Annotated in this window: 13 protein-coding genes and 1 pseudogene; 1 reads left to right on the forward strand and 13 read right to left on the reverse strand. The window is 35.8% G+C overall.

Annotated features, from left to right (window positions below; translation table 11 throughout):
- Positions 1 to 2: 2 nt before the first annotated feature.
- Positions 3 to 1,136 (forward strand): aldo/keto reductase, encoded by a 1,134-nt coding sequence (locus Q3V94_RS10745; RefSeq protein ID WP_303527588.1) that lies wholly within the window; start codon positions 3 to 5, stop codon positions 1,134 to 1,136.
- A 12-nt stretch (positions 1,137 to 1,148) separates the two neighbouring features.
- Here the strand turns inward: Q3V94_RS10745 and Q3V94_RS10750 are convergent, their stop codons facing one another.
- The 13 genes and pseudogenes from Q3V94_RS10750 to Q3V94_RS10810 all read right to left on the reverse strand — a co-directional run.
- Positions 1,149 to 1,799 carry a hypothetical protein gene (locus Q3V94_RS10750; RefSeq protein ID WP_303527590.1) on the reverse strand — a complete coding sequence of 217 codons (651 nt, stop codon included), beginning with the start codon at positions 1,797 to 1,799 and terminating at the stop codon, positions 1,149 to 1,151.
- Between the two features lie 56 nt (positions 1,800 to 1,855).
- Positions 1,856 to 3,109 (reverse strand): D-serine ammonia-lyase, encoded by a 1,254-nt coding sequence (locus Q3V94_RS10755; RefSeq protein ID WP_303527592.1) that lies wholly within the window; start codon positions 3,107 to 3,109, stop codon positions 1,856 to 1,858.
- 46 nt (positions 3,110 to 3,155) lie between these two features.
- Positions 3,156 to 4,307, reverse strand: coding sequence for an amidohydrolase (locus Q3V94_RS10760; protein ID WP_303527594.1), 1,152 nt, complete (start codon positions 4,305 to 4,307; stop codon positions 3,156 to 3,158).
- A 52-nt stretch (positions 4,308 to 4,359) separates the two neighbouring features.
- Complete coding sequence (locus tag Q3V94_RS10765; protein ID WP_008909394.1) at positions 4,360 to 4,551, reverse strand: PspC domain-containing protein; 192 nt, start codon at positions 4,549 to 4,551, stop codon at positions 4,360 to 4,362.
- 61 nt (positions 4,552 to 4,612) lie between these two features.
- Positions 4,613 to 5,887 carry a TIGR04013 family B12-binding domain/radical SAM domain-containing protein gene (locus Q3V94_RS10770; RefSeq protein ID WP_303527597.1) on the reverse strand — a complete coding sequence of 425 codons (1,275 nt, stop codon included), beginning with the start codon at positions 5,885 to 5,887 and terminating at the stop codon, positions 4,613 to 4,615.
- Between the two features lie 93 nt (positions 5,888 to 5,980).
- Positions 5,981 to 6,538: an orotate phosphoribosyltransferase gene (pyrE, locus tag Q3V94_RS10775; protein WP_303527601.1), complete on the reverse strand. Its 558-nt coding sequence runs from the start codon at positions 6,536 to 6,538 to the stop codon at positions 5,981 to 5,983.
- Positions 6,539 to 6,551: 13 nt separating this feature from the next.
- Complete coding sequence (locus Q3V94_RS10780) at positions 6,552 to 7,448, reverse strand: dihydroorotate dehydrogenase (RefSeq protein WP_303527602.1); 897 nt, start codon at positions 7,446 to 7,448, stop codon at positions 6,552 to 6,554.
- On the reverse strand, positions 7,441 to 8,166 hold the full coding sequence (locus tag Q3V94_RS10785; protein WP_303527604.1) for a dihydroorotate dehydrogenase electron transfer subunit: 726 nt from the start codon (positions 8,164 to 8,166) through the stop codon (positions 7,441 to 7,443). Before Q3V94_RS10785 ends, Q3V94_RS10780 begins: the two co-directional genes overlap by 8 nt.
- Positions 8,147 to 9,001: an orotidine-5'-phosphate decarboxylase gene (pyrF, locus tag Q3V94_RS10790; RefSeq protein ID WP_303527607.1), complete on the reverse strand. Its 855-nt coding sequence runs from the start codon at positions 8,999 to 9,001 to the stop codon at positions 8,147 to 8,149. The genes Q3V94_RS10785 and pyrF overlap by 20 nt, the downstream gene beginning before the upstream one ends.
- 1 nt (position 9,002) lies before the next feature.
- On the reverse strand, positions 9,003 to 10,187 hold the full coding sequence (locus Q3V94_RS10795; RefSeq protein ID WP_303527609.1) for a dihydroorotase family protein: 1,185 nt from the start codon (positions 10,185 to 10,187) through the stop codon (positions 9,003 to 9,005).
- Positions 10,188 to 10,189: 2 nt separating this feature from the next.
- On the reverse strand, positions 10,190 to 10,621 hold the full coding sequence (locus Q3V94_RS10800; protein ID WP_008908745.1) for an aspartate carbamoyltransferase regulatory subunit: 432 nt from the start codon (positions 10,619 to 10,621) through the stop codon (positions 10,190 to 10,192).
- Positions 10,615 to 11,544 carry an aspartate carbamoyltransferase gene (pyrB, locus tag Q3V94_RS10805; RefSeq protein WP_303527611.1) on the reverse strand — a complete coding sequence of 310 codons (930 nt, stop codon included), beginning with the start codon at positions 11,542 to 11,544 and terminating at the stop codon, positions 10,615 to 10,617. Before pyrB ends, Q3V94_RS10800 begins: the two co-directional genes overlap by 7 nt.
- A 282-nt stretch (positions 11,545 to 11,826) precedes the next feature.
- Positions 11,827 to 11,982: pseudogene (locus Q3V94_RS10810) on the reverse strand (UPF0236 family protein); the annotation flags it as partial.

The following is an 11,982-nucleotide window of genomic DNA, read 5'->3' on the forward strand; positions in this document are numbered from 1 at the left end:
TTATGCAATATAGAAAATTCGCAAAGGACCTTGAAGTTTCTGCTTTAGGTTTTGGAATGATGAGGCTTCCAATTTTAAATGGTGATGAGGGGCAAATAGATAAGGAAAAGGCATTTAAAATGGTAAGATATGCAATTGATAATGGAGTTAATTACATAGATACAGCATATCCTTATCATAAGGGAAATAGTGAAATATTTACTGCTGAAGTTTTAAAGGGAGGTTATAGAAAAAAAGTTTTACTTGCCACTAAAATGCCCGTTTGGCTTGTAAATGAAAAGGATGATTTTGAAAGATTATTAAATGAACAGCTAAATAAATTAGAAACTAACCAAATAGACTGCTATCTTCTTCATGCCCTTTCAAAAAATTCATGGGAAAAGGTATATAACCTTGGAGTTTTAGATTTTTTAGTAAAGGCAAAAAATGAAGGTAAAATTAATAAAATTGGTTTTTCTTTTCACGATGAATTCCATGTTTTTAAAGATATAATAGATGCCTTTGACTGGGACTTTTCACAAATCCAATTCAACTATCTTGATGAAGATGAACAGGCAGGATTAAGAGGACTAAAATATGCCCATTCTAAAGGAATTTCTATAATAGTCATGGAACCATTAAAAGGAGGGAAACTTGCTAAGGAGCCTCCAGAAAAAGTAAAGGATATTTGGAATTCATACAATGTTAAAAGAACACCTGCCGAATGGGCATTAAGATATGTCCTAAACTTTGAAGAAGTATCTTTGCTACTTAGCGGAATGAGCACAATTGAACAGGTAGAGGAAAACTTAAAGGTTATCAATGATGCTTATCCTTATTCTCTAAATGAGGAGGAAATAAAATTAATTGAAAAGGTGAAGGAAACATATAAAAGCCTTAACCAAATTGGCTGCACAAGTTGCAAATACTGCATGCCTTGCCCCTTTGGTGTTGATATTCCAAGGAATTTTTCAGTTTACAACAGTGCCTTCATATACAACGATTTAGAGGGAAGCAAAAAAGTTTATAATAATTACATAAATAAAGAAAATAGAGCTGAAAACTGTAAAGAATGCGGAAAATGTGAAGACATATGCCCACAAAAGCTTCCTATAAGGAGTCTTTTAAAGGATGTTCATAAAACACTTGCAGAATAATCAAGGGCCAATTTAGGCCCTTCTTCTTTTAACTATATAGAAGATTAATATAATAATAAAACCTATGACTGCAACCGTTGCAAATGGGTTAAAGAAATACTTAACCACTACATAAATAAAAGGCATCTTTAACCAATCGACAACTGTAAATTTTTCCTTTTCACCAATTGCAAGGGAATATTTTCCCTTTTCGCCATCTGAAAAGACTGCAACATAATATTCTCCATCCTCAGGAATTTCTCCCCTTATAGTTTGCCTTATATAATATTTGGTCTGGGTGAATTTTTCATAAAAATATTCCTTAGGTGAAGGCTTTATTACTAAACTTCCATACCCTTCAGGAATATCAAAGGGGAGCTTATCCCTCTGCTTTATGCCCTTTCCGATAATAGCAAAGGAGGGACTAAAGTCCTCATTGCCTTTAATGATTGGAATTGTCATTTGGACAAACAAAGGATCCTTCTTTTTTGCCTCAAATTTTACAAAATCTACGTCATCGATTTTATCAAGACTTCCATAAATTGCATAACTTATAGTGTGGTCCTTTACAACAATTGGTTTTTCAAAGGTAGTATCACTTGTTTCAAATATAGGTTTATGGGCAAAAACAACAGATGTAAAAAGAACAAGAAAAATTAAAGAAAGAAAAATAGTTCTTTTCATAGCAACCCTTCCAAAACATAATTCAATACATTATATGATTTATTTTATCCAATTTTTCAAATAATATTCTTACCCCTAATATACATTTTTTCATAAATATCGTCAGGAACAAATATTCCTCCTGTAGCCCAGGCTATATGAATTGCATTTTGGGATGCTTCTAAAAGTAGTGGACCCTTTAATGAAGCCGCCGCTGATGGTTCAATCTTAATATCTTCACTATCCTTTAAAAGGGCAAGAAGTTTAAAAAGTTCATCATCTTCAATTGTATAGATACCATCAATTAAAATCTCTGCTATTTTTGATACAAGCTTTGAGGGCGATCCAACTGCAAGACCATCTGCTTCCGTCTTATTATCAATTCCATAATCATTAACATGCACCTTCTCATGTTTCCCTGTTACAAGGCCTAAAAGCATGCAGGGTGAATGGGTTGGCTCTATAAAATAGCAAAAAACATCATCCTTAAATACATGTTTGAGCCCAAATGTTATTCCACCTGGTGCTCCTCCAACCCCACAGGGCAAATATACAAATAAAGGATTATCCTTATTTATTTTTATTCCTAACTCTTCAAGCTGCCTTTTAAGCCTTAGGGCTGCTACAGAATATCCCAAAAAAAGGTGCTTTGAATTTTCATCATCTACAAAATAAGCATTTTTATTGCCTTCACACTGCCTTCTTCCCTCTTCAACTGCCTTTGTATAATCCTCCTTGTATTCAATAACATTGCATCCCCTATCCCTTAGGATCTTTTTCTTCCATTCCTTAGCATCATGGGACATATGAATATCCACTTTAAAACCTAAAGCCGAAGCCATAATACCTATAGATAAACCTAAATTCCCGGTAGAGCCTACAGCAATTTTATAATTTGAGAAAAATTTTTTAAAGGATTCCTCAGATAACTTTGAATAATCATCATCCTTTGATAATAGTCCATTCCCCATCGCAAGGTCCTCGGCATGTTTTAAAACCTCATAAATTCCTCCCCTTGCCTTTATGGAACCTGCAACCTTTAAATAATTATCGCACTTTAAAAATAGCCTTCCATTTATTTTCTTTTTGTATTTATTTTCCAGTTCCAATTTCATATTTTTTATCTCAATCAAAGGTGATTCAATAATCCCATCTTCCGTTTCAGGAAATAATTTTTTTATTAAAGGTGCAAACCTTTTAAGCCTATCCTCAGCCTCAAGGATATCCTCATAAGTTAAATCTATTTTCTTTAATGCATCATCGGCGTTTAATTTTTTTGGATTTTCCCAAAAGATTGGCTGCAAACCCTTTATCTTATCTAAAACTTCCATAATACTCCCCCCAAATTTTTATAAAGGCCTGATAAATTATCAGGCCCTATATACTGTAAACACATTCCCCATCTATATAAACCTTTTCCGCCCTTGCCCTTAAGTCAAATGGATGGTGGCTCCAAATTACTATATCCGCATCCTTTCCTTCTTCAATACTGCCTATCCTATCCTCCAAGCCAAGGATCCTTGCTCCGTTTATGGTAAGCATTTTAATTAGGTCCTCCTCCTTTGCACCATACCTTAAGGCAACACCCGCATGAATATTAGCATGTTCTAAGTGGATTACAGGATGATCACACATTATTGAAATTAAAACGCCCTTTTCGTTTAAAATCTTAATAGCCTCATAGGTTTTGTCCTTTAGCTCAAGCTTTGTGTTAAATCCAAATAACGGTCCAACGACAACAGAAATGTTCTTTTTCTTCAAATAATCAGCAATCTTATATCCTTCTGTTCCGTGTTCTAAAACAAACTTAAAGCCAAATTCCTCAGCTATCCTTATAGCTGTTAATATATCATCCTTCCTATGGCAGTGGATCCTTGCTGGAATCTCCCCCTTTAAAACCCTTTCTCCTATTTCAAGCTTTATATCCCTTTCTGTAAATTCCTTTCCCTCTTTTTGTGCGTTTTCCTTTTTCTTTATGTAATCCTGAACCTTCATAAAATATCCTCTTATAACTGCTGCTGTCCCAAGCCTTGTGGAAGGAGTTTGATTTTTACCTCCATAAACCCTTTTAGGATTTTCCCCAAAGGCCATCTTTAAACCTGCTGGTTCCTTTATAATCATCTCATCAACTATTTTGCTTCTTAATTTTAATATTGCCCCTTGACCTCCGATTGGATTTGCACTTCCAGGAAGAATCATAACAGTAGTTACTCCCCCACTTAAGGCCCTTTCAATTGCACTGTCATCGGGATTAAATGCATCTATTACCCTTACATGGGCAGTTACAGGATCCGTTGCTTCGTTTCCATCCTGATAAATAGATCCTACCCCCTCTTCGAATAATCCAAGGTGGCTGTGGGCATCGACAAACCCTGGAAATACGAATTTTCCAGAAGCATCGATAATTTCGCAGTCCTCTTCAATGTTCTCTGCAAGTTTTTTAATTTTCCCGTCCTCAATTAATACATCCCCCCTAAAGGGTTGTCCAACAGCAGGGTATATAAATCCCCCTTTAATAATCCTTTTCAAATTAATCCCCCCAAATCGTAATAAGTTATTATATAAGGCTAATCCAAAATAGCTAGCCTATTGGCTCCTCAGGAATAACAATCCAGCAAATAATATAGGCAAGTATCCCAGAACCTCCAAGCATTACAATAAGCACCCATAAAAGCCTTACGATTGTTGGGTCCATGTCAAAATACTTTGCAATACCTCCACATACCCCAGCTATCATCCTATCTGTCCTTGACCTGTATAATCTTTTTTCCATAAAAATTCCCCCTAAACTATCCTTGATAATTATTATATCGTATTTTTATAAAATATTACCACTAAATAATTCCATAATTTAGATATTTATATATTTTCTCCGCTTGTCTTTCTTGAACCGTCCAGTTTCCAAATACTACGTTTTTATCTTCCTTTAACATTTTGCTTATAGTTTCCTTTATCTTAGGATCTATCCTCCCTGGTTTTTCCTTGCTATAGGCTGTTTGGGGAAGGGGCATAAAGGTATGAGCATGTATCCTTGCACCTAAATTTGCAAGTTCCTTCATAAATTTAATGGTATCTAAAACGTCCCTTTCTGTTTCTCCTGGAAGACCAAATATAAAATCAACATCAGGGATATAGCCATATTTTACTGATAGTTTAACCGCCCTATAAACATCCTCAAGGGTATGTCCTCTTCTTGAATTTTTTAATATACAAGGGCTACCGCTTTGTGCCCCTATTATAATATTCTTATTATCTGCATATGTCTTTAAAAGCTCAAGCGTATCCTCCCTTACATGCTCCGGCCTTACTTCTGAGGGAAAGGAACCTATATTTATGGTCCCTTTAGGCTTATAAAGTCTATTCACTTCCCTTAGAAATATTTCAAGTCCCTTTATGTTAACTTCTCTCCCATCCTCAGAAAGATAAGAAAAGGCGTTTGGGGTTATAACCCTAAAATCCGTTAAATTTCTTTTTATCATCCTCTCTGCGGCCTCCAGGACCTTTTCTATGCTTCTGTGTCTTACCTTTCCTCCGAAAATGTGGGATGTTTGACAGAAATTGCAGGCAAAGGGACAACCTCTTGTTATCTCAATATGTCCAAATTTGCCAAGCATATATGGAAAGGGAGGATATTTGTCAAGATCAACATATTCCCTTTTACCTGTGTAAAACACATCATCGTCCTTAAGATATGCTAATCCCTTAACACTACTGTAATCTTCATCCTTTAAAACTCTCTTGAAAAATTCAACTATCGTATCCTCTGCCTCTCCAACAAACACCAAATCAAACCCCATCCTTAAAGTTCCTTCAACATCCCCTGTTGGATGGGGACCACCTGCAATAAGTAAAACATCCTTATGTTTATCCTTTATACTTTTGACAATATCTTTAACTTCCCATATTTGAGTTGTAAAAAAGGATATCCCAACTACAACATTTTCATATTTTTCTTTTATTTCATAAAGATCTTTGATTAGATCCGTATGTTTTTTTATAAAATATATAGGAATATCCTTAGTCTCCTCAAAGGATGCTAACGCCGCCGAAAGGGCATTGAAACTATTTCTATTAAGTTTGTTGTAATATATTACAAAACAAGTCTTCATCCTAACCACCAACCACCAGAAAATATCATATACAAAATTATACCATCCAAAAAATAAAAATAAATCTTAATCTTAAGTGCCTGGCACTTAAGATTAAGATTTTTGTGTTTTAGGCTTTATTAAAGGGATTCCTTTTTTGCATAAGGGGCAATCTGCTTCTTCATAGGTTTCTATATCAAGCTTTATGGCACTGTATATTGGGTATTCAAATTCCCTGCTGCTTCTATCCACTATGCAGGCTATTCCAACAACTTCTCCTCCCAATGCTTTTACAACTTCTATGGTGCCTCCCGAGGATTTCCCTGTTGTTACAACATCCTCTGCTATTAACACCTTTTGCCCCTTTTTTATTTCAAATCCTCGTCTTAAGACAAAACCTTCGCCCTCTTTTTCAGTAAACATAGCTACCTTTCCCATCTGCCTTGCAATTTCATAGGATACCAAAACTCCCCCCATCGCAGGACCAACAACCACATCAAACTCAACATCCCTTAGCTTTTCTACCACATTTTTTAAAACAACCTCAGCTTTATCCGGGAACATCATAAGCTTAGAACACATTATAAATCTATCGCTGTGCCTTCCTGAAGTCAAAAGAAAATGCCCTTCTAACAATGCACCGGTTTCAAGAAGAATTTTCATTACATCCATCTCTATCCCTCCATTAAACTATCCCTATAATTTCTTCTATGCTGTTTGTCCCCTGCTCCTTTAAAAAGTTTTCCATTCCCTTTATAATCTCTATGCAGGCAAAGAGGTTTATAAAATTTGCTGTTCCAACCTGCACAAGGCTTGCCCCTGCCATCATAAACTCTATTGCATCCTTGTAGTCTTTTATACCGCCAATACCTATAACAGGAACATCAACTGCCTTTGAAACCTCATAGACCATCCTTAGGGCTATCGGCTTTATTGAAGGTCCTGACAAACCTGCAAATACGTTTTTAAACACAGGCTTTCTTTTATAAATATCTATTGCCATAGCTTTAAAGGTATTTACAAGGGATATTCCATCAGCACCTTCTTCTACACAGGATACCGCCATATCGACGATATCCTCAGCATTAGGTGAGAGCTTAACTATAAGAGGTTTTTTAACTACTTTTCGAACCTCCCTTACAACCTCCCTTGCAACCTTTGACTTTATTCCAAAGTTCATTCCACCCTCCTTAACATTTGGGCAGGATATATTAAGTTCTATTATATCTACATCGCTTTTATCAAGCTTTTCTGCACCCTTTACATATTCTTCTATGCTTCCTCCACTAAGGTTTGCAATTACAACCGTGTTTAAGCTTTTCATAAAGGGAAGTTCATTTTCTATAAAATAATCTATTCCTGGATTTTGAAGGCCTACGCTATTTAACATTCCGCATGCCGTTTCATAGCACCTTTCCCCTTCATTTCCTTCCCTTTTTTTAAGGGTTAATCCCTTTGTTGCAATTCCTCCAAGAATAGATACATCATAAAGTTCATTGTATTCTCTTCCAAATCCAAAGGTTCCAGAAGCTGCAATAACAGGGTTTTTAAATTTTTTCCCCCATAAAGTAACTTCAAGCATCTAAAAGAACCTCCTCACCTTTAAATATTGGTCCGTCTTTACATACCCTTCTCATCCCATCCTTTGTTTTACACGTGCATACAAGGCAGGCTCCTATTCCACAGGCCATTTTGCTCTCCATCAAAAGATAAAGGGGAGTTGCAGTTTTTTCGCATATCCTTTTAACTTTATCCATCATAACTAAAGGGCCACAGGTTATTACTAGGTTATAATCAAAAGGATTAAATATATCGGTTACATAACCCTTATAACCTACCCTTCCACTTTCTGTGGTTATAAACAATTCTTTGTTCCTTAAATTTTCTATCCCATATACTTCATCCCTAAATCCAAAGTATATGTCAACATCTGCCTCTATCTTTTTTGCAAAGTAAGCCAAAGGTGCTATCCCAATTCCTCCCCCTATTAGAGCAACTTTACCCTTTATCCTTGATATATCCATTCCATTTCCTAAGGGGCCTAAAGCTTTAACCTTATCTTCCTTTTTTAATCTTGATAATTTCTCCGTTCCCTTTCCTTTAACCTCATAAAGAAAGCTAATATAATCCTCTCCTTTATCGTATATGCTAAAGGGTCTTGAAAGGATGGGCTCATCCTCCCAAGACTTTAGCATGAAAAATTGCCCTGGCTTTACTTCGTATTCGCCCTTTAATGTAAGTTTATATATATTTTCAGCCACCATTACATTTTCTAAAACATCAAGGGATTTGTATTGCATTTGTTATCTCCTCCCTCATCCTTAAAACTTCTTTTCTTGCTGCAATATCGAAATCATCCTCGTATTTTTTATAGGCCAAAAGAATCCCCCTTGATGAGTTTACAACTCCTCCGTTTCCATCTACTAAAAGCCTTTTAACGTCTTCTGCCCCTCCGCCCTGAGCACCATACCCAGGGATTAAAAAGAACATACCATTTAACTTTTTTCTTATATCTAGAGCCTCATCGGAGTTTGTGCATCCGACAACTGCACCAATCGGACTATACCCGTATTTACCTAAATTTTTTTCGATATATGGCTTTAGGAAATCATAAACCCTTTCAAAAACCCTTTTTCCCCCTGCATATAAAGTTTGAAGATCTTTGCAGGAGGGGTTTGATGTCTTTACTAGGACAAATATTCCCTTCTCCTTATCCACATACTCTAAAAAAGGTATTATACTATCTATTCCCATATACGGATTTACTGTTATTAAATCCACCTCAAAATCTCCTTCAAAGTGAGCCCTTGCATACATCTTTGCAGTATCAGAAATATCGGATCTTTTAATATCGCCGATAACTATATTCCCTCTACTTTTTAAATATTTTACAGTTTTGCTATAGACCTTCATTCCCTCTATTCCTAAGGCTTCATAGTAGGCGATTTGAACCTTAAAGCAGGCTACTACATCCTCCGTTGTATCTATTATCCTTTTATTGAATTCAAATAGAGCATCATAGGGGGATGCAAACTTGTTTAAAAAATCCTTTGGAATATAATCTAATGAAGTGTCAAGCCCCACACATACATGTCCCTTTTTTTCTACTGCTTCATATAACCTATCTATAATCAAATCAATCACCCCTAAAAAGAACTTTTCCTGCCTTTATAGTTGAAACTACCCTTCCATAAACTTCATATCCATCGAAGGGATTGTTTTTCCCCTTTGATAAAAAGCTTGATGGATCAATTTTATAATTCTTTTTTAAATCAACCAAAACCAAGTCTCCATCGTATCCTACCTCTATTTTTCCTTTGTTAAGCCCCATTATCCTTGCAGGGTTTTCAGACATAATCTTTATAAGTCTATTTAAAGTTATATGGCCCTCAAGAACAAGCTTCCTAAAGCATATAGGGAAGGCGACTTCAATGCCTGAAATCCCCATAGCTCCCTTTTCCTTATCCTCTTTAGTATGGGGTGCATGGTCCGTTGCTATGGCATCTACATATCCCCTTTTAATCGCCCTTATCAAAGCTTCTATATCTTCTCTTTCCCTCAATGGTGGATTTACTTTATAATTAAGACTACTTGTTCCGAAAATATGATGGGGCGTAACTTCACAGGTTATCTTAATTCCCTTATCTTTTGCAGTCGCTATCTCCTCCATCGCCTCTTTGGTGCTTACATGGGCTATATGGAGGCTGCATCCTGTAAACTTTGCAAGCTCTATATCCCTTTTTGTCATTAAGTTTTCTGAAAGCCTTGTATCTATCTTTGAAATTTCATCATCCTCCGCATGAGATATCACTGTAATTCCCTTTTCCTTTGCAACTTGCATGGCAAGGAGCATCACTTTGTTGTTTACTATACCCTTTCCGTCGTCGGATATAAATTTAACCCTTTCATCTATCAATTTAAGATGATCTATATCCTTTCCTAACATATCCTTTGTTATTGTAACGGTTTGGTGAATGTCAACAAGTCCAATTCTTCTTGCCCTATCAAGGACATAATCAACTATATCCATATAAGAGCAGGTAGGATTTGTATTGCCCATAAGATTAACGGCAGTATATCCTCCCTTTACCGCCGCCATTGAACCTGACAATATATCCTCTTTGTATTCATATCCTGGTTCCCTAAAGTGGGCGTGAAGATCTACAAAGGATGGGAGAAGGTATAGACCTTCTCCATCCAAAACTTCACAGTCCCTATTTAATATTCCTATATCTTCTATTTTTCCATTATTTATATAAACATCTCCACAGAAGGCCTTTGAGCTATCCACAATATTAACATTCTTTATTAAAAGTTCCATAATCAAACCTCCGAAAGGGTATATATCTCATCGCAATACATACACCTATATTCTCCCTTTTCCTTATCAACAAGGTAAAAGACATGATCTATATATTTTTCAATAGAGGTTACGCATCTTGGATTTTTGCAGTTTAAAACATTTTCCACCCTCTCTGGAAGCTCAAACTTCTTCTTTTCAACTATAACCTCATCCTTTATAACATTTATTGTTATGTTGGGATCAAGTATCCCAAGGATTGTAAGATCTATGTCAACTACATTTTCTATCTTTATAATATCCTTTTTACCAAGCTTTTCGCTTGGAACGTTCATTAGAAGACAAACTGCGCTATCTATCTTGTCAAGCCCAAGCATTTTAAATATTTTTATCCCAAGGCCGGCCTTAATATGATCTATTACTATTCCATTTTTTATGCTGTTTACTGTTAGCATACTTCCACCCCCAAAAGTTTCATTATAAGAGCCATTCTTACGAACATGCCATATTTTGCCTGTTCAAAGTATTTTGCCCTTTTATCCTCATCAACCTCAACTGCAATTTCATTAACCCTTGGAAGAGGATGCAGTATTATCATATCCTCTTTGGCTCCCTTTAATTTTGCCTTGTCGAGGATATAGCTATCCTTTAGCCTTAAATATTCCTCTTCGTTAAAAAATCTTTCCCTTTGAACCCTGGTCATATAAAGGATGTCTAATTTCCCTATAACATCCTCCATCCTTTCAACTTCTAAAAATTCTATATTGTTTTTTTCTAATACTTCCCTTTTTATATAATCGGGAACCTTAAGCTCCTTTGGGGAAATTAAGATAAATTTGTTATTTTCGTATCTTGACATGGCTTTAATTAGGGAGTGGACAGTTCTTCCAAACTTTAAGTCGCCACAAAGACCTATGGTAAGATTTGAGAGAGTGCCCTTTAAAGATTTTATAGTTAGAAGATCCGTTAATGTTTGAGTTGGATGTTGATGCCCTCCATCGCCTGCGTTTATAACTGGAATTGAAGAATACATCGCTGCAACCCTTGGAGCTCCTTCCTTAGGATGCCTCATAACGGCAATATCTGCATAGCAAGCGATAGTTCTTATGGTATCTGCTATGCTCTCACCCTTTGCTACTGATGATGAATTTGGTTCTGAAAAACCTATTACCTGCCCTCCAAGTCTTAACATCGCTGCCTCAAAGCTAAATCTTGTTCTTGTGCTGGGTTCATAGAAAAGAGTTGCAAGAATCTTTCCTTGACATGCCTTTGAGAATTTTTCTGGATTTTTTGAGATTTCTCCTCCAAGCTCTAAAATCTCGTCGATTTCTGAAGTTGTAAAGTCCATTGGGTCTAAAAGATGTCTTCCTTTTAACATATTATCTCTCCTTTCTAGCCTCGCTGGGCTAAATTAAAGGTTATATAAAAAGCCTTCCCTTGCGGGAAGGCATAGCAATCCTATAAACATATAAGTATTCCTTTGCCCACCTTCCCGGCCTCACAGGACCAGAGTTAAAGGTTCTTTTTGTAATGATAGCACATATATAAGGTTGTGTCAATAATTTATTAGAAAACGATAGTGTCAAGATATTGTAGGTTAATTTTTATAGACAACCCCTTAAATTAGCTAGTTTCAAGGCGTTTGTTAAATTTAAAAAACTTAAATTATATTTTCATATTTTATTGATTTTAATATCCTGTAAATTGGCGTTACTTTCCCTATGTTCAATATCGTTATATTATTCATAACTTCACGTGAAGATTTATTTATCTTTCTTATCGCTTCTTTTATTTTCTTCTTACTTACCTTGAAGGC

The sequence above is a fragment of the Caloramator sp. CAR-1 genome (genome assembly GCF_030546345.1).
GTDB classification, from domain to species: domain Bacteria; phylum Bacillota; class Clostridia; order Clostridiales; family Caloramatoraceae; genus Caloramator; species Caloramator australicus.